At 72.4% G+C, this 17122-nt stretch carries 17 protein-coding genes; 7 read left to right on the forward strand and 10 right to left on the reverse strand.

Annotated features, from left to right (window positions below):
* The first annotated feature begins 85 nt into the window (after positions 1 to 85).
* Positions 86 to 1267 (forward strand): glycerate kinase family protein, encoded by a 1182-nt coding sequence (locus KOV94_RS11705; protein WP_218052128.1) that lies wholly within the window; start codon positions 86 to 88, stop codon positions 1265 to 1267.
* 127 nt (positions 1268 to 1394) lie between these two features.
* Complete coding sequence (erpA, locus tag KOV94_RS11710; RefSeq protein ID WP_124342487.1) at positions 1395 to 1745, forward strand: iron-sulfur cluster insertion protein ErpA; 351 nt, start codon at positions 1395 to 1397, stop codon at positions 1743 to 1745.
* Positions 1746 to 1835: 90 nt separating this feature from the next.
* Here the strand turns inward: erpA and KOV94_RS11715 are convergent, their stop codons facing one another.
* Together KOV94_RS11715 and KOV94_RS11720 are read right to left on the reverse strand one after the other, a co-directional pair.
* Positions 1836 to 2087 carry a sulfurtransferase TusA family protein gene (locus KOV94_RS11715; RefSeq protein WP_124342488.1) on the reverse strand — a complete coding sequence of 84 codons (252 nt, stop codon included), beginning with the start codon at positions 2085 to 2087 and terminating at the stop codon, positions 1836 to 1838.
* On the reverse strand, positions 2084 to 3253 hold the full coding sequence (locus KOV94_RS11720) for a cysteine desulfurase family protein (protein WP_218052164.1): 1170 nt from the start codon (positions 3251 to 3253) through the stop codon (positions 2084 to 2086). Before KOV94_RS11720 ends, KOV94_RS11715 begins: the two co-directional genes overlap by 4 nt.
* Before the next feature lie 287 nt (positions 3254 to 3540).
* Between KOV94_RS11720 and ctaC the strand changes: the two genes are divergently transcribed.
* The 3 genes from ctaC to KOV94_RS11735 are packed head-to-tail and all read left to right on the forward strand — an operon-like array spanning position 3541 to position 6649.
* A complete protein-coding gene (gene ctaC / locus KOV94_RS11725) occupies positions 3541 to 4434 on the forward strand; it encodes an aa3-type cytochrome oxidase subunit II (RefSeq protein WP_124342502.1) in 894 nt (297 codons plus the stop codon).
* A complete protein-coding gene (ctaD, locus tag KOV94_RS11730) occupies positions 4434 to 6254 on the forward strand; it encodes an aa3-type cytochrome oxidase subunit I (RefSeq protein WP_124342489.1) in 1821 nt (606 codons plus the stop codon). The genes ctaC and ctaD overlap by 1 nt, the downstream gene beginning before the upstream one ends.
* On the forward strand, positions 6251 to 6649 hold the full coding sequence (locus KOV94_RS11735; RefSeq protein WP_124342490.1) for a cytochrome c oxidase subunit 4: 399 nt from the start codon (positions 6251 to 6253) through the stop codon (positions 6647 to 6649). The genes ctaD and KOV94_RS11735 overlap by 4 nt, the downstream gene beginning before the upstream one ends.
* 216 nt (positions 6650 to 6865) lie before the next feature.
* Here KOV94_RS11735 and KOV94_RS11740 read toward each other — a convergent pair whose 3' ends face one another.
* The 6 genes from KOV94_RS11740 to ctaE all read right to left on the reverse strand — a co-directional run bounded on the left by KOV94_RS11740 (position 6866) and on the right by ctaE (position 12781).
* Positions 6866 to 7639 carry a 2-phosphosulfolactate phosphatase gene (locus KOV94_RS11740; RefSeq protein WP_124342491.1) on the reverse strand — a complete coding sequence of 258 codons (774 nt, stop codon included), beginning with the start codon at positions 7637 to 7639 and terminating at the stop codon, positions 6866 to 6868.
* A gap of 130 nt (positions 7640 to 7769) precedes the next feature.
* A complete protein-coding gene (locus KOV94_RS11745) occupies positions 7770 to 8396 on the reverse strand; it encodes a superoxide dismutase (RefSeq protein ID WP_124342492.1) in 627 nt (208 codons plus the stop codon).
* 124 nt (positions 8397 to 8520) lie between these two features.
* Complete coding sequence (gene qcrB, locus KOV94_RS11750; protein ID WP_218052129.1) at positions 8521 to 10290, reverse strand: cytochrome bc1 complex cytochrome b subunit; 1770 nt, start codon at positions 10288 to 10290, stop codon at positions 8521 to 8523.
* Positions 10287 to 11309 (reverse strand): cytochrome bc1 complex Rieske iron-sulfur subunit, encoded by a 1023-nt coding sequence (gene qcrA, locus KOV94_RS11755; protein WP_124342494.1) that lies wholly within the window; start codon positions 11307 to 11309, stop codon positions 10287 to 10289. Before qcrA ends, qcrB begins: the two co-directional genes overlap by 4 nt.
* Positions 11306 to 12091, reverse strand: a complete 786-nt coding sequence (gene qcrC / locus KOV94_RS11760; RefSeq protein WP_124342495.1) for a cytochrome bc1 complex diheme cytochrome c subunit — start codon at positions 12089 to 12091, stop codon at positions 11306 to 11308. Before qcrC ends, qcrA begins: the two co-directional genes overlap by 4 nt.
* A gap of 63 nt (positions 12092 to 12154) precedes the next feature.
* Positions 12155 to 12781: an aa3-type cytochrome oxidase subunit III gene (gene ctaE / locus KOV94_RS11765; RefSeq protein WP_124342503.1), complete on the reverse strand. Its 627-nt coding sequence runs from the start codon at positions 12779 to 12781 to the stop codon at positions 12155 to 12157.
* A gap of 334 nt (positions 12782 to 13115) precedes the next feature.
* On the opposite strand from ctaE, the gene KOV94_RS11770 reads away from it, so the two are divergent.
* A complete protein-coding gene (locus KOV94_RS11770; RefSeq protein ID WP_124342496.1) occupies positions 13116 to 13547 on the forward strand; it encodes a response regulator transcription factor in 432 nt (143 codons plus the stop codon).
* Complete coding sequence (gene trpD, locus KOV94_RS11775) at positions 13544 to 14590, forward strand: anthranilate phosphoribosyltransferase (RefSeq protein ID WP_124342497.1); 1047 nt, start codon at positions 13544 to 13546, stop codon at positions 14588 to 14590. Before KOV94_RS11770 ends, trpD begins: the two co-directional genes overlap by 4 nt.
* 353 nt (positions 14591 to 14943) lie before the next feature.
* Here the strand turns inward: trpD and KOV94_RS11780 are convergent, their stop codons facing one another.
* Positions 14944 to 15225 (reverse strand): Lrp/AsnC family transcriptional regulator, encoded by a 282-nt coding sequence (locus KOV94_RS11780; RefSeq protein ID WP_124342498.1) that lies wholly within the window; start codon positions 15223 to 15225, stop codon positions 14944 to 14946.
* Positions 15226 to 15233: 8 nt separating this feature from the next.
* Positions 15234 to 17084, reverse strand: coding sequence for a DEDD exonuclease domain-containing protein (locus KOV94_RS11785; protein ID WP_218052130.1), 1851 nt, complete (start codon positions 17082 to 17084; stop codon positions 15234 to 15236).
* Between the last annotated feature and the right edge of the window lie 38 nt (positions 17085 to 17122).

The raw sequence follows: 17122 nt of genomic DNA on the forward strand, positions 1-17122 counted from the left end.
GGTCGGTGCGCGGGCCGCCGTGCCGGGCGACGGCCCCTGTCGTGCCGCGCGAACGCACGGCCGTCGCGCGTGCCACCATGCCCGCGTGCGTGTCCTCGTCGCCCCCGACACCTTCGGCTCCGTCCTCACCGCCCGCGAGGTCGCGGCCACGATCGCCGACGGGTGGCGCGCGGCCGCGCCGCACGACGACGTCGACGCCTGCCCGCTCGCCGACGGCGGCCCCGGGTTCGTCGACACGCTGCACGCCGCGCTCGGCGGGCAGACCGTGCCCGTGACCGTCACGGGCCCGCTCGGCGAGCCCGCGCCCGCGGTGCTGCTCCTGGTCGACGGTCCGAGCGGGCGCACCGCCTACGTCGAGTCCGCCCAGGCCATCGGCCTCCCGCTCGTCCCGCCCGAGCGGCGCGACCCGACGCGGACCACGACGCGCGGCGTCGGCGAGCTCCTGGTCGCCGCCCGCGAGGCCGGGGCGCGTCGCGTCGTGGTCGGCCTCGGCGGTTCGTCCACCAACGACGGCGGTGCCGGGATGCTCGTCGGCGCGGGCCTGGACGCGGCACCCGGGCGGCTCGACGCCGGCGGCGGGGCTCTCGCGGGGCTGCGTCCGGAGGAGCTCGGCGGCCTGCGGGCGCTCCGCGCCGCCTGGGCGGACGTCGACCTCGTCGCCGCGACCGACGTCGACGTCCCGCTCCTCGGGCTGCAGGGCGCGAGCGCGGGCTTCGCACCGCAGAAGGGCGCGACGCCCGAGCAGGCCCAGGCGCTCGAGCGCGCGCTCGCCGACCTCGCGCACGCCGCGACCACCGCGCTCGCCGACGACCTGCGTCCCGACCTGCTCGCCGGTGCACGCCCGTCGTCGGCCGCTGCACGCCTCACCGCGGCCCCCGGTGCCGGCGCGGCCGGCGGGCTCGGGTTCGGGCTGGCGCTCCTCGGCGCGCGCGTCGTGCCGGGCGCCGCGTTCGTCGCGGACCACGTCGGACTCGACGACCGGCTCGCCGCGAGCGACCTCGTCGTCACCGGTGAGGGCCGCTTCGACTGGCAGAGCCTGCACGGCAAGGTGGCCGCCCAGGTCGCCGAGCGCGCGCTCCGGCACGGTATCCCCACCGTCGTCCTGGCGGGTGACGTGCAGGTCGGCCGGCGCGAGCTGTCCGCCGCGGGGATCACGGCGGCGTACGCGGTGGGGGAGACGCCCGAGGAGGTGCAGGCTGCGCTCGCCGACCCCGTCCGGACCCTGCGGGCACGCGCCGAGCGGGTCGCCCGGACGTGGTCGCGCTGACGCCCGGGCGGTGCGGGCGGGCCGCGTACGACGACGCCCGCGGACAGTCGTACCCTGGACGGGAACAACGCGGCGCGCGACGCTGTTGCGCACCGTTGACGTGAGTTCCCCGGCACCAGGAGAGACGATGAGCGAGACCACGCAGACCCAGACGCACGGCGTCCTGCTCACGGACGTGGCGGCGGACAAGGTCCGCAGCCTGCTCGAGCAGGAGGGCCGCGACGACCTGCGTCTGCGCGTCGCCGTCCAGCCCGGCGGCTGCTCGGGCCTCATCTACCAGCTGTACTTCGACGAGCGCCTGCTCGACGGCGACGTGACGCGTGACTACGACGGCGTCGAGGTCGTGGTCGACCGCATGAGCGTCCCCTACCTCGAGGGCGCGACGATCGACTTCGCCGACACGATCGAGAAGCAGGGCTTCACGATCGACAACCCGAACGCGGGCTCGGCCTGCGCGTGCGGCGGCTCGTTCAGCTGACAACCGACGCCCTGACGAGGGCCCGGCACCGGATCTCGGTGCCGGGCCCTCGTGCGTCAGGGCTCCGTCGTCAGGCCTCGCGCGTGAACCTCACGCGGCAGGGGCGTCCCCGAGGCGGACCGTGAGGCGCCAGACGCCCTCGCCGTCGGTGCTCGACACCATCGTGTGGCCGCGCATCCGGGCCCAGGCGGGGACGTCGTGCCGCGCCGCCGGGTCGGTCGCGAGCACCGTGAGCTCGCTCCCGGGCGCCGCGGCGCGCGCGGCCCTCGCGAGCGCGATGACGGGCGCAGGGCAGCGCAGGCCGCGTGCGTCGACCACCAGCGGGTCCGGGTCCTCGGTCACAGGCCGTCCACCCCGCCCGCCGCGCGCACGCGCGCGACGACCCCCGGCAGCACGTCGAGGAACCGCTCCACGTCCTCGGCGCGCGTGCCGCGGGGGAGCGCGAGCCGCACGTTCCCGTGCGTGAGCACCCCCATGGCGGCCAGCACGTGGCTCGGCTCGAGCGAGCTCGAGGTGCACGCCGAGCCGGACGCGACCGCGAAGCCCAGCGCGTCGAGCGCGGTCACGAGGGCCTCGCCGTCCACGAACAGGGACGAGAAGGTCACGACGTGGGGGAGACGGTCGTCGGCGTCACCGACGACCTCGGTGTCGGGCACCTCGGCCGCGACGCGCGCGCGGACCCGGTCGACGAGCGCACGCCGAGCGGCGTCGGCGGCGTCCCGGTCGGCGTGCGCCACCTGCAGGGCGACCGCGGCGGCCAGCGCGGCCGGCACGCTGACACCGCCGGGGAACCAGCGGTCCTCGTCCTCGGGCGCGACCGGCGAGCGCCGGACACCGCGGCGCGTCACGAGCACGCCGATGCCCGCGGGCCCGCCCCAGTCGCCCGCGTCGGCGGCCAGCACGTCCCACGCGTCGCCGACGTCGGCGTGCCCGAGGCTCGCACCGGCGTCGACCAGCAGGGGGACCCCGGCCCGGCGCGCGGCCGCGTGGACCTCCGCGACGGGCTGCCGCGTCCCGACCTCGCCGTTCGCGTGCTGGAGCGCGGCGAGCGCCACCCCGGGCTGCCCGACGGCGTCCACCATGCGCGCGACGTCGACGCGCCCGAGCCGGTCGACCGGGACGTCGACGCGCCGGCCGCCCGACGACGCCACCGCGGTGTCGGCCGCGTGCAGCACGGCGGCCCGCTCGACGGTCGGGACCACGACGTCGCCGCCCGCGCGCCGGCGTCCGCGCGCGACCGTGAGCACGGCCGTGTGGAGGGCCGTGGTGTGCGACGGTGCGAGGTCGACGTCCTCGGTGCGCGCGCCGACGACGGCCGCGATCGCCTCGCGCGCGCCGTCGAGCAGCAGGCGGGCACGTCGACCCTCGGCGTGCAGACGTCGCGGGTCCGCCCAGCCCTGGTCCAGCGCCTCGACGAACGCGGCCCGCGCCTGCGGCAGCAGGGGAGCGCGCCCGCCCGCGTCGAGCACCACCCGACGGACCGCTGCGGGGGCAGTGGTGTGCGTCACACCGCGGTCGTCGACGGCCGGGACCGCGGGGGCGTCGTCACGGGGGCTCACCGGTGCACCGTAGCCCTGACCGGCGCGGTCGTCCGCCGTGCGCGGCCCGGCCGCACGTCGTGGACGTGCGCAGGAGACGTGGTGTGACGGTGCTGACACCGTGTCGTCATCCGGCGTCGCGAGGACGAAACGTCGTGGTCGGCGCGCTAGGCTGCACAGGTCGAGGACGAAGGTCCCGGGTGACGACCGCCAGCAGCGGGGTCGAGCGCTGACGGGACGTGAGTGAGAGGTCCCCCGTGCACCCGGAACACCCCCGCCGGACGCGCCGCCCGGCCCTGCTGACGGCAGGACTCGCGGCCGTCGTCGTGGTCGCCCTGAGCGGTTGCTCCGATGAGGTCCAACGCGGCTGGCTGCCCGGCTCGTCGGACGCCGAGATCACCGACCAGACCGCCCGGATCGTCAGCCTGTGGCGCGGTTCGTGGATCGCCGCGCTCATCGTCGGCCTCATCACCTGGGGCCTGATCCTGTGGTGCGTCGCGGTCTACCGGAAGCGCAAGAACGACGACGTGCTCCCCGTGCAGCTGCGCTACCACGTGCCGCTCGAGGTCATGTACGTGATCCTGCCGATCTTCATGGTCGGCGTGCTCTTCTACTACACGAACCGAGACGTCACGGCGCTGCAGGACACCTCCGCGGAGGCCGACATCCACGTGCAGGCCATCGGCAAGCAGTGGAGCTGGGACTTCAACTACCTCGACGACGACGCGTACGAGACGGGTCAGCACGCGCAGGACGTGGGCGGCAGCTCAGGCGCCCTGGCGGACCAGGTGACGCTGTACCTGCCGGTCGACGAGCGGGTCGAGTTCACGCTGGACTCGCGTGACGTCATCCACTCGTTCTGGATCCCCTCGTTCCTCTACAAGATGGACATGATCCCGGGGAAGACCAACACGTTCCAGGTGACCCCCACCGAGGAGGGCACCTACCTCGGCAAGTGCGCCGAGCTCTGCGGCGAGTACCACTCGTCGATGCTGTTCAACGTGAAGGTCGTGTCCCGCGAGGAGTTCGACGCGCACATCCAGGAGCTCAAGGACAAGGGCCAGGAGGGCTCGCTGGGGCTCGAGTACAGCCGCCTGCAGGACGTCGACAGCGTCAGCAGCAGCACCACGCAGGAAGAGAGCGACCACTGATGGCCACCGCCGTGGAGAAGATCCCCGGACTGGCGCCCTCGCGCCAGACGCTCGGGCGCACGGTGATCAAGTGGATCACCTCCACCGACCACAAGACGATCGGGTACATGTACCTGATCACGTCGTTCGTGTGGTTCGCGATCGGCGGGATCCTCGCGCTGCTCATCCGCGCCGAGCTGTTCACGCCCGGCATGGAGGTGTTCTCCTCCAAGGAGCAGTACAACCAGGCGTTCACCATGCACGGCACGATCATGCTGCTGCTGTTCGCGACGCCCCTGTTCGCCGGCTTCGCCAACGTGATCATGCCGCTGCAGATCGGCGCGCCCGACGTCGCGTTCCCGCGGCTCAACATGTTCGCGTACTGGCTGTTCTTCTTCGGCGGCCTCATCGCCGCCGCGGGCTTCCTCACGCCGCAGGGCGCCGCGTCGTTCGGCTGGTTCGCGTACGCACCGCTGTCGAACACCGTGTACTCACCCGGTGTCGGCGGTGACCTGTGGGTCTTCGGCCTCGCGCTCGGTGGTTTCGGCACGATCCTCGGTGCCGTCAACTTCATCACCACGATCGTCACCATGCGCGCGCCCGGCATGACGATGTTCCGGATGCCGATCTTCACCTGGAACACCCTGGTGACGTCGCTCCTGGTGCTCATGGCGTTCCCGCCGCTGGCCGCCGCGCTGTTCGCGCTCGGTGCCGACCGCCGCCTCGGCGCGCAGGTCTTCAACCCCGAGAACGGCGGCGCCATCCTCTGGCAGCACCTGTTCTGGTTCTTCGGGCACCCCGAGGTCTACATCATCGCGCTGCCGTTCTTCGGCATCGTCACCGAGATCCTCCCGGTCTTCAGCCGCAAGCCGATCTTCGGCTACAAGGGCCTCGTCTACGCCACCATCGCGATCGCAGCCCTGTCCGTGACCGTGTGGGCGCACCACATGTACGTCACCGGCTCGGTGCTGCTGCCGTTCTTCGCGTTCATGACGATGCTCATCGCGGTGCCGACCGGCGTGAAGTTCTTCAACTGGATCGGCACGATGTGGCGCGGCAAGCTCACGTTCGAGACGCCGATGCTCTGGACGATCGGCTTCCTCGTCACGTTCCTCTTCGGCGGACTGACGGGCATCATCCTGTCCAGCCCGGCGCTCGACTTCCAGCTCTCCGACTCGTACTTCGTCGTGGCGCACTTCCACTACGTCGTCTTCGGCACCGTCGTGTTCGCGATGTTCGCGGGCTTCTACTTCTGGTGGCCCAAGATGACCGGCCGGATGCTCGACGAGCGGCTCGGCAAGATCCACTTCTGGCTGCTGTTCATCGGCTTCCACACGACGTTCCTCGTCCAGCACTGGCTCGGGGTCATCGGCATGCCCCGCCGGTACGCGGACTACTCGCCCGACGACGGCTTCACGTGGATGAACCAGCTCTCCACGATCGGCGCGGCCGTGCTCGCGGCGTCCACGCTGCCGTTCCTCTGGAACGTCTACGTCACGTGGCGCAACGCGCCGAAGGTGACCGTGGACGACCCGTGGGGGTACGGCGCCTCGCTCGAGTGGGCGACGTCCTGCCCGCCGCCGCGGCACAACTTCACGTCGCTGCCGCGCATCCGCTCCGAGCGTCCCGCGTTCGACCTGCACCACCCCGAGGTCGCGGCGATGGACCACGTCGAGCCCAACCCCGGTCCGTTCGACTGGGAGGCGGACCGCCGCGGTGAGACCGAGGTCGCGGTCGACCGCGTCGTGGAGGGCAAGGGCGAGCCCGAGCAGTCGTCCACGACGATCGTCGAGGACCGTCCGCAGGACCGTCCCGGCAGCGACAAGGAGGGTGACCGGTGAGGTTCGAGGCGAAGCTCTTCCTCTACGGCCTGCTGTTCTTCATCCCGGTCGGCCTGATCTACGCGCTGTGGAGCGACGGCGAGCCCGTCGGCACCGTCGGCATCCCGCTCGTCGGCGGCCTCGTCGGCATGATCGGCGCCTACTTCGCGCTGCTCGCGCGGCGCATCGACGCCCGTCCCGAGGACGACGAGTTCGGCGAGATCGAGCAGGGCGCCGGCGACCAGGGCGTGTTCAGCCCGTGGAGCTGGTGGCCGCTCGTCATCGGTGCCGCGGCGGCCGTCATGTTCCTCGGCCTCGCGATCGGCTTCTGGGTCGCGATCATCGGCGCGATCCTCGGCGTCATCGGCCTGGTCGGCTGGGTGTTCGAGTTCTCCCGCGGACAGCACGCGCACTGACCGGTCCCTGACCGCACGACGGCCCCCTCGGTCCTCGCTCTGCGCGACCGCGGGGGCCGTCGCACGTCCCGGCACGTCGGCCCTGTCGCTCGTCGACCGGCGCGCGGCCCGCGAGGCGCGGGAACGTCACCACCGGGCGGCACGTCGTTCCCCAGGGCGCCAGCGCGTCGCTCATCGCTCCGTGGTACGTGGTCGCGCGGGGCGCCCGCGCGTCGCTCATCGTCCGAGAGGCGTGACGTCGACGTAGGCGCCGTCGCGCAGGAGCGGCACCGCCACGCTCGTCCCGACCTCGGCCGCGACCGCCACGTCGGACGCGAACCCCGCGTCGGTCAGCTCCACCCCGGTGCGGCTCAGGCGCAGCGCGCGCCCGGGCCGACGGGCGACCTCGCGCCAGGCGGTCAGCGCCGCGGCGGCGCGGGGCGACGCGACCGCAGGAGCGGTGGTCGTGAGGCCCTCCAAGACGGCTCCAGCACCCCAGACGTCCTCCGGAGCCTGGCGGACGCTCCCGTCGGCCCGACGCTCTCCTGCGGGCACGAGGGCGACGCGGAGGGGACGCGCTCTCTCGGCCGCGGTGGCAGCGATCCACGCGGCGACCGACGCCGCGTTGCGCAGCGACGCTGCCACCACGGCACGCTCGCCGGCGCCGAGCAGCCTGCTCAGCGTCGAGCCGTTCGGCGACGGCAGGACGAGTCGTCGCAGGCTGGCCGCCGCCCGTACGGAGCCGGGCGACAACGACACGTCGCCCGGGCGCGCCTCGGAACGACGGACGGCGAGCACGGCGTCGTGCTGCACGGCGAGCGTCGCCGCGTGCACGTCGTACGCCGCGCACGGCAGCACGGTGACGCCGCGGTCCGCGGCGACCGACACGGTCGTCGTGAAGGACAGCACGTCCACGACGACGGCCACGTCGACGTCGGTACCCAGGGAGCGGGCGCCCGACGGACCCCACACGAGCCGCACGTCGACGGGCACCTCGTTGTCTCCGCTCACCCGCCCCTTCCTACCACCGTGCCGTCCGGTGCCGTCCGGTGCCGTCCGGTGGCGTCCGGTGGCGTCCGCGTACGACGAAGGCCGCCCACCCCCGCGGACGGGAGCGGACGGCCTCGTGACGACGCGAGCGTCAGGCGGGGACGATGAGGCCCCGCGTCTGCGTCCGGGCGCGGTCGAAGCGCGCGGCCGCGTCGGCCCAGCTCACGATGTTCCACCACGCCTTGACGTAGTCCGCCTTGACGTTGACGTAGTCGAGGTAGAACGCGTGCTCCCACATGTCGAGCACGACGACGGGCACGAGACCGAGCGCGATGTTGCTCTGCTGGTCGTACAGCTGGACGATCACGAGCTTCTCGCCGATCGAGTCCCACGCGAGGATCGACCAGCCGGAGCCCTGGATGCCGATCGCGTTGGCGGCGAAGTGCTTCTGGAACGCCTCGAACGAGCCGAAGAACTCGTCGATCGCGGCCGCGAGCTCGCCGGTGGGCTTGTCGCCGCCCTCGGGGGAGAGGTTCTGCCAGAACACCGAGTGGTTCACGTGACCGCCGAGGTTGAACGCGAGGTTCTTCTCGTGCAGGTTGACGGCGGCCAGGTCGTCCGCCTCGCGCGCGGCGGCGAGCTTCTCGAGGGCCGTGTTGGCACCGGTGACGTAGGCCGCGTGGTGCTTGTCGTGGTGCAGCTCCATGATCCGGCCGGAGATGTGCGGCTCGAGGGCTGCGTAGTCGTACGGCAGGTCCGGAAGCGTGTAGTCAGCCATGCGTGAGTACCTCTCCTGCGTCGGTGCACGACCGTTCTGGTACGGCCGGGCGGGGTACGAAACGGATCGGGCGGCCCGCCGTTACGGCGAGCCGCCCGACTCCACGGTCAACTCTGGTCCTTGATCAGCGATTCCGCGTCTCGGGGGACGTCTCGTCCTGCGGATCGACGAGGTGCTGGCCACCGCCGGTCCGCCCGGACGCGCCCGCGAGCTCCGGCGCCGCGTGCGCCTCGGGGGCTGCCTCGACCTCGCCGTGGTGCCCGTGCGCCGCGTGCGCGGCCTCGAGCTCGGCGGGGGTCACCGGCTCCACCCGGTCCTCGTAGAAGACCTGCGAGAGCCGCTGGCGGATCGTGTCGCGGCGGTAGCCCTTGCGGCGGACGCCGCGCGAGTCCTCGGCCGGCTCGATCTCGAGCGGGCGGATGGCCTCGTGCTGCACGCGCAGCCAGCGCTCGTGCGCGTCGAGGGGCTTGTGCACCTCGATGTACTCGCCGCTCGCGAACCGCACGATGCGACCCGTCTCGTGCCCGTGCAGGACCAGCTCGCGGTCCTTGCGCTGCAGGCCGAGGCAGATGCGCTTGGTGATCCAGAACGCGAACCAGGGGCCGACGAACAGCAGCACGCGGAAGACCCACGTGATGTCGTTGATCGACAGGTGGAAGTGCGTCGCGATGAGGTCGTTCGACCCGGCGAGCACCAGGATGAAGAACGCCGTGAGCAGCGAGACGCCGAACGCGGTGCGGAACGGGCGGTTGCGCGGGCGGTCGAGCACGTGGTGCTCGCGCTTGTCACCGGTCGCGAACGCCTCGATGAACGGGTACAGCGCGAGCAGCGTGAACAGGATCCCCGGCACCACCATCGCCGGGATGATCACGTTGAGGCTGACCGTGTACTGACCGAGCACGAACTCGGCCTGTCCCGGCATGAGTCGGAGCGACCCTTCCAGGAACAGCATGTACCAGTCGGGCTGGGCGCCCGCGGACACCGGTGACGGGTCGTACGGGCCGTAGTTCCACACCGGGTTGATCGACATCGTCGCGCCCATGAGGGCGATGACGCCGAACACCACGAACAGGTTGAAGAGCAGCTTGCCGGCGTACACCGGGAGCGCGGGGAAGCCGACGACGTTGTTGTTCGTGCGGCCCGAGCCCGGGTACTGCGTGTGCTTGTGCATGACCATGAGCACGAGGTGCAGGCCGATGAGCGCGAGGATCAGCGCCGGCACCAGCAGGACGTGCACGGTGAACAGGCGCGGGATCAGGTCGGTCCCGGGGAACTCGCCGCCGAACACGAAGTACGACATGTAGCTGCCGATGATCGGGATCGCCTTGATGACGCCGTCCGTGATCCGCAGGCCGTTGCCGGACAGGACGTCGTCCGGGAGCGAGTAGCCCGAGAAGCCGGCGGCGAGACCGAGGATCAGCAGCACGAAGCCGACGACCCAGTTGATCTCACGCGGCTTGCGGAACGCACCGGTGAAGAACACGCGCATCATGTGCGTGACGATCGCGGCCATGAAGATCAGAGCGGCCCAGTGGTGGATCTGCCGCATGAGCAGACCGCCGCGGACCTCGAACGACAGGCGCAGCGTCGAGGCGAACGCCTCGGACATCTCGACGCCGTTCATCGACGCCCACGGGCCCTCGTAGTGCGTCTCGCCCATGCTCGGGACGAAGAACAGCGTGAGGAAGACGCCCGAGATGAGCAGCGTCACGAAGCTGTACAGCGCGATCTCGCCCAGGAAGAACGACCAGTGGTCGGGGAAGACCTTCCGGGCGAAGAACTTGACCGCGTGGCCGAGGCCGGTCCGCTGGTCGAGGTAGTCGGCGGTCGCGCCGACGGCCCGCGCACCCGCCGACGGCGGGGTCGTGGCCTTGGAGGTGGTCGTGGTCGTCACGTCAGGCGCTCCCAGAAGCTCGGACCGACGGGCTGGTGGAAGTCGCTCTGAGCGATCAGGTAGCCCTCGTCGTCCACGGTGATCGGCAGCTGCGGCAGCGGTCGCTTCGCGGGACCGAAGACGACCTTCGCACTGTCAGCGACGTCGAACGTCGACTGGTGGCACGGGCACAGCAGGTGGTGGGTCTGCTGCTCGTAGAGAGCGACGGGGCAGCCCACGTGGGTGCAGATCTTCGAGTAGGCGACGATGCCGTCGTACGACCAGCCCTCGCCCTGCTCGGACACGATGTCCCGAGGGTCGAGCCGGATCGCGAGGACGACCGCCTTCGCCTTCTCGTCGAGCGGGTGCTCGGCCTCGTCGAGGTCGGCCGGCTGGACGTGCGCGACCGATCCGATGGTGAGGTCCGAGGCCTTGATGGGGCGACCGGTCGGGTCGTACGCGAGCCGCGTGCCCTTGCGCCACATCGTGTGCTTGAACTTGCGGACGTTCCAGTCCTCGCCGACGTTGCCGACGATGGGCAGGACGATCGCGAGCGGGAAGAGCGCGATCGCCGTGACGGCCGCGCCGATGATCGCGCCGCGGCGCGTGAGGCCCGAGTCCTCGGCACCGTCCTTGAGCATCTGGACGGCGATCTCGCGCGTCGCGTCGTCGGTGCGCTGCGGGTGGCGCTCCTCGACGTACTCGCGGTTGCTCATCAGCACCTTGATGTAGTGGCTGCCGCCGATGCCGATGCCCAGGAGCGAGATCGCGAGGCCGAGGCCCAGCGCGAGGTTGGAGGTGCGCATCGACTCGGGCGTCTCGCCCGGGGGGAGCGCGAAGTACGCGACGATGAAGCCGATCGTGGCGAGGATCGACAGCGTGAACAGCAGGAGGACCTGCCGCTCGACGCGCTTGGTCGCCTTCGGGTCGATGTCCGCCTGGCGGTGGACGTGCTCGTGGACGCCCGGGTCCTCGAAGCGCTGGGGAGCGCCGTCCGCGCCGCGGACGTCCAGCTCGGTGTGGGGGTCGTGCGTGCTCACGAGGACTTGGCTCCGATCCAGACCGACAAACCGATGAGCAGGCCGAGTCCGACGACCCACGCCCAGAGGCCCTCGCTGACCGGGCCGAGCGAGCCGAGGTCGAGGCCACCGGGGGAGACGTCGCCCTGCTCGTTGATGAAGGCGATGATGTCGCGCTTCTCCTCGGGCGTGATGGTCGCGTCGTTGAACACGGGCATCGACTGCGGGCCCGTCTGCATCGCCTCGTAGAGGTGACGCGGCGAGGTCTCCCAGAGGTTGGGCGCGAACTTGCCCTGCGACAGCGCGCCGCCGGCGCCGACCGCGTTGTGGCACATGGCGCAGTTGGTGCGGAAGAGGGCCATGCCATTGGCGACGTCGCCCTGCGCGGGGTCGACCATGTCGTCCGTGGGGATCGCGGGACCGGCGCCCAGCGACGCGACGTACGCGGCGAGCTGCTCGATCTGCTCGTCGTCGAACTGCACCGGCTTGGCCTGCGCCTGCGGGCCGTTCATCTGCATGGGCATGCGGCCCGTGCCGACCTGGAAGTCGACGGCCGCGGCGCCCACGCCGATGAGCGACGGCGCGTCCTCGGTGCCGCCCGCCGAGGGACCGTGGCACGTGGCGCAGTTGGCCTGGAACAGCTTCTCACCGGTGGCGACGTCGTCGGCCGTGGCCGTCTTGGGCGCGGCGTCCGCGGACGTCGGGGCCAGGACGGCGTACAGGCCGCCGGTGAGCAGCAGCGCCAGCAGGAGCAGCACGATCGGCGCACGCCGATCGTGCCTGCGGGCTGCGAGTGCCTTCACGGATCGATCCTCGTCTCGCACGTGGGGGATGGGGGACTGGGTGGCGGGGCGAGCCGCCGGGCGTCAGCGGATCAGGTAGATGACCGCGAACAGCGCGATCCACACGACGTCGACGAAGTGCCAGTAGTACGACGTCACGATCGCGGTGGTCGCCTCGTGGTGGCCGAAGCGCTTCGCCGCGAACGACCGACCGAGCAGGAAGAGGAAGGCGATGAGGCCGCCCACGACGTGCAGGCCGTGGAAGCCGGTCGTCAGGTAGAACACCGAGCCGTACGGGCTCGAGGAGATGGTCAGGCCCTCGTGGACCAGCTCCGCGTACTCGAACACCTGGCCGCCGATGAAGAAGGCGCCCATGAGGTACGTGAGCACCATCCACTCGTTCATGCCCCAGCGGTTCACCTGGAGCAGCGAGCCCGTCCGGACGGGCTGGAACCGCTCGGCGGCCCACACGCCCATCTGGCACGTCACGGACGACAGCACCAGCACGGAGGTGTTGATGAACGCGAAGGTCAGGTTGAGCTTCTCGGTCTGCGTCGCCCACTCGTCGGGCACCGCTGCCCGGAGCGTGAAGTACATGGCGAAGAGGCCGGCGAAGAACATGAGCTCGCTGGCGAGCCACACGATCGTCCCCACCGACACCGGGTTGGGTCGGTTGACGCTCACGTGAGGCGCGGTGCGAGGGGCAGCCATGGCGGTCGACACGTCGTCATTATGGCTGATCGCCGCTGTGCATGGGTCATTGGGCCTACCTCGTGGCGCGCGGTATATGTCACACCGTCACGATCCTCGGGGCGTCGCACGTGGTCAGGGGAGCGAGAGTCGCGCGTCAACACGCGGAACTCGTCCTGCGACCGCGGACGGGACGACGTCTCACGCGCGCGTCGCCAGGTCTCGCGGCGTGCGGACGGCGCGGCGACTCGTGCTAGGGCTCGCGCCGGCACGAGCCGCGACGATGGCCCGGCGAGCAGCCCGGTCGTGCCAAGATGCCCCTCGGACGCACGTCGACGACGAGTGAGGGACGACCATGAGCACGGCCCAGCCCGACCACGCACAGACCGCCGCCTCGGGACCCCGGGTCCTCCTCTACAGCGACGACGTCGACACGCGCGCCGAGGTGCGGCTCGCCGTCGGCCGCCGGCTGGGCCGGGGCGAGCCCGACATCGACTGGGTCGAGGTCGCGACGGCCGACGCCGTCATCACGACCACCGAGGCCGGCGGGATCGACCTGCTCGTGCTCGACGGCGAGGCGGACAAGGTCGGCGGCATGGGCCTCGGGCGCCAGCTCAAGGACGAGATCTACCGCTGCCCCCCGGTGCTGCTGCTCACCGGTCGCCCGCAGGACGCGTGGCTCGCGTCGTGGTCGCACGCCGACGCGGTCGTCAGCCGGCCGCTCGACCCCGAGCAGCTGCACGACGCCGTCGCGTCGCTCGTCAGCCGACGGACGCTCGCCGGATGACCAGCGCGCGCACCTGGTCCGACCTCTTCGCGACCCTCGTCCGACGCGAGGACCTGACCCGCGAGCAGGCCTCGTGGGCGATGGACGAGATCATGCGCGGCGAGGCCGACCCCGCGCGCGTCGCCGCGTTCCTCGTGGTGCTGCGCGCCAAGGGGGAGACGGTCGACGAGCTCCGCGGCCTCGCGGACCAGATGCTCGAGCACGCGATCCGCATCGAGGTCCCCGGCCGCACGGTCGACATCGTCGGCACCGGCGGCGACCGCGCGCACACCGTCAACATCTCGACCATGTCGGCGCTCGTCGTCGCGGGCACTGGCCTGCGCGTGGTGAAGCACGGCAACCGCGCCGCCTCGTCGTCGTCCGGGTCGGCGGACGTGCTCGAGGTGCTCGGCATCCGGCTCGACCACGAGCCCCGCCGCGTCGCGGACATCGCCCTCGAGGCCGGCATCACGTTCTGCTTCGCGGGCCGCTTCCACCCGGCGATGCGCCACGCGGCCGCCGCCCGGAGCGCGCTCGGCATCGGCACCGTCTTCAACTTCCTCGGCCCGCTGTCCAACCCCGCGCAGCCCGCGGCGTCGGCGATCGGCGTCGCGGACGAGCGCATGGCGCCGCTCATCGCGGGCGTCTTCGCCGACCGCGGCAAGGACGCCGTCGTGTTCCGCGGGGAGGACGGTCTCGACGAGATCGCCGCCACAGGCACGACCCGCGTGTGGGAGGTCCGGTCCGGCCAGGTCGACGAGCACCTCGTCGACTGGGCGCGCGACCTCGGGCAGGTGCACGTCGACCTCGAGGACCTGCGTGGCGCCGACGCGGCGCACAACGCCGAGGTCGCGCGTCGACTCCTCGCGGGCGAGCCGGGCGCCGTGCGCGACACCGTCGTGCTCAACAGCGCCGCGGCGCTCGTCGCGGACGGCACGCTCCCCGGGATCGGCGAGGGCTCGCTGCTCGAGCGGCTCGACCGTGCGACCGCGATCGCGCGGGAGTCGATCGACAGCGGCGCGGCGGCCGCGGCGCTCGAGAGGTGGCGCGCCGCCAGCGCGTGACGACGGCGTGGTCGACGTCTACGGCCGCGCCTTCTGTTGCTCGCGCAGCCGGCCTCGGAGCTCAAGCACCTCGTCCACCAGCACCGGTAGGTAGGTCCGCGCCGTCGCGACCAGATCGAGGCAGTCCGCGTCCGCCGGGCCGCTGTCGCGGTGCAGGTAGAGGTCCTCACGCCGGTCGCCGTCTGCTCCGACGAGGATGACGTCGTCACCAGCGACGTGATCGCGTCCCTCGACCGAGGACCGCCACGGCGGCGGGTCGCACCGGTCGGACAGCGCGCGCAGCGCGAGCAGGGCGTCGTCGGTCAGCCTCGGAGGCTCCGGGGCGATCCGCTGCTCACCGTTCCGCTGCGTGGTCAGTCCTCGAGGCCGAGGGCGAACGCGGTCTCGAGGTCGTGCTGGCTGTACGTGCGGAACGCGATGTAGGTCTGCGTCCGGACGACACCGTCGACCTTGCCGACCTTGTCGGCGATGACGTCGGCGAGCGCCTCGTGCTCGCGGACCCGCACGACGGCGATGAGGTCGACGTCGCCGGTGACGGAGTAGACCTCGCTGACCCCGCGGAGGTCGGCGATGGCGGTGGCGACCTCGGGGACCTTCGCGGCGTCGGCGTCGATGAGCACGATGGCGGTCAGCATGTCGCCCATCATGCCGTGCTGGGCGCGGGGGCGACGAGCGACAGGTGCGGCCGGTGCGTCGTGCCGCCGCCCTGGTCACCGGCCGGGTCGACCTGCGCGTGCCGCGCGGCGCCCGCGACGGCCGCGGCCGGGTCGACGACCGCGACGGCGCTGCGGGCGGGCATCGACCAGCCGCCGGCGACCTCGACCAGTCGGACGCCGGGCTTGTCGAGCCAGGCGAGCAGGAGGTCGGTCTCCTCGGGGTGCGCGGCGGGGGCGGGCGACGGCGGCGCGGCGACGTGCTCACCGCTGGCCTGCAGCGCGGTGACGACGGGTCGCGGGTCGGTGCGCCGGTCGACGCGTGCGGTCCCCGCGAGCCGTCCGTGCCGGACGAGGACGAGCTCCCAGCCGCCGTCGTCGGTCCGTCGCGCGGCGACGAGCTCGGGGCAGCGGGACAGCGGTGCGACGCGCTGCGCGCGGGAGGCGCCGCGCAGGTACGCGGCGAGACGGTCGCGGACGGTCGCGGCCTCCTCGAAGCGCTCCTGACGGACGAGCCACGTGATGCGCTCGGCGTGCGCGGCGACGACCTCGGCCGGGTCGGACGACATGGCCGTGCGGACGCGCTCGACGACGGCGGCGTACGCGTCGACGGACTGCTGCCCGAGGCACGGTGCACCGCAGCGGCCGAGCTCGGCGAGCACGCACGCCGTCGCGCCGGCGGGCGCGACGAGGGGGAGGCGGCGGGTGCACTGGCGGACGGGGAAGGACTCGTGCAGCGCGTCGAGCGCGAGCTGTGCGGAGGCGCTCGACGAGAACGGCCCGATGTACGCGGCGCCGTCCTCGTCGCGGACGTCGCGCACGACCGACAGCCGCGGGAACGGCTCGCTCGTGAGCCGCACCCACGGCATGCGCTCGGGAAAGCGCGAGCGGCGGTTGTACCGCGGTGAGTGCTCGGCGATGAGCCGCAGCTCGCGGACGCGGGCCTCGAGCGGCGTCGCGCACACGACCGGGTCGACGCGGTGCGCGATGCGCACCATCTCGGTGATGCGCTGCCGCTTCTCGGCGGACGTGAAGTAGCTGCGGACCCGGGTGCGCAGCGACGTCGTCGAGGTCCCGACGTACAGGACCTCCTCGTGCGGGCCGCGGAACAGGTAGACGCCGGGTGCGTCGGGCAGGCCGTCGGCCAGCGTGCGCTTGCGACGCACGTCCGCGGGCACCGGGTCGGTCGCGGTGGCGAGGTCCTCGAGGTGCGTGACGCCCAGCGGACCGAGGCGGCCGAGGAGCGCGTGCAGGACGTCGACCGTGGCGCGCGCGTCGGACAGCGCGCGGTGGTTGGGGGTCACGCTCGCGCCGAACAGCGCGGCGAGCGACGACAGCTTGTGGTTGGGAACCTCGTCGCGCGTGACCGCCCGCCGGGCGAGCCGCACGGTGTCGAGGACCTTGTTCCCGGGCCACGCGTGGCCCGTCCGGGCCGCGGCGGCCTTGAGGAAGCCGATGTCGAAGGGGGCGTTGTGCGCGACCAGCACGGAGTCCCGCGCGAACTCGAGGAAGCTCGGCAGCACGGTCTCGATCCGCGGGGCGCCCACGAGCATCGCGGTCGTGATGCCGGTGAGGACCTGGATGTAGGGCGGCACGGGCCCGCCGGGGTCGACGAGCGTCTGGAACTCGCCGAGCACCTCGCCGCCGCGGACCTTGACCGCGCCGATCTCGGTGATCTCGCAGTCGGCGGGCGTGCCGCCCGTCGTCTCGAGGTCGACGACGACGAACGTGACGTCCGACAGCGGCGTGCCGACGTCGTCGAGCGTGAGCTGCACCGGTGCCGCGCCGGGCGCCGGGGACGCGTCGGCCCAGACGGGGCGCAGACGGCGGTCGGGCGACATGCGACGGACCGTACCCAGGCCCTCCGACAGCCCGACGC

The organism is Cellulomonas algicola (assembly GCF_019024305.1).
GTDB classification, from domain to species: domain Bacteria; phylum Actinomycetota; class Actinomycetes; order Actinomycetales; family Cellulomonadaceae; genus Cellulomonas; species Cellulomonas algicola.

What these genes read in the sequence shown, in the direction of transcription:
- erpA (WP_124342487.1), top strand. Translation starts at nt 1,395, where the DNA reads ATGAGCGAGACCACGCAGACCCAGACGCACGGCGTCCTGCTCACGGAC.
- ctaD (WP_124342489.1), top strand. Translation starts at nt 4,434, where the DNA reads ATGGCCACCGCCGTGGAGAAGATCCCCGGACTGGCGCCCTCGCGCCAG.
- KOV94_RS11745 (WP_124342492.1), bottom strand. Translation starts at nt 8,396, where the DNA reads ATGGCTGACTACACGCTTCCGGACCTGCCGTACGACTACGCAGCCCTC.
- ctaE (WP_124342503.1), bottom strand. Translation starts at nt 12,781, where the DNA reads ATGGCTGCCCCTCGCACCGCGCCTCACGTGAGCGTCAACCGACCCAAC.
- KOV94_RS11770 (WP_124342496.1), top strand. Translation starts at nt 13,116, where the DNA reads ATGAGCACGGCCCAGCCCGACCACGCACAGACCGCCGCCTCGGGACCC.
- trpD (WP_124342497.1), top strand. Translation starts at nt 13,544, where the DNA reads ATGACCAGCGCGCGCACCTGGTCCGACCTCTTCGCGACCCTCGTCCGA.
- KOV94_RS11780 (WP_124342498.1), bottom strand. Translation starts at nt 15,225, where the DNA reads ATGCTGACCGCCATCGTGCTCATCGACGCCGACGCCGCGAAGGTCCCC.
- KOV94_RS11785 (WP_218052130.1), bottom strand. Translation starts at nt 17,084, where the DNA reads ATGTCGCCCGACCGCCGTCTGCGCCCCGTCTGGGCCGACGCGTCCCCG.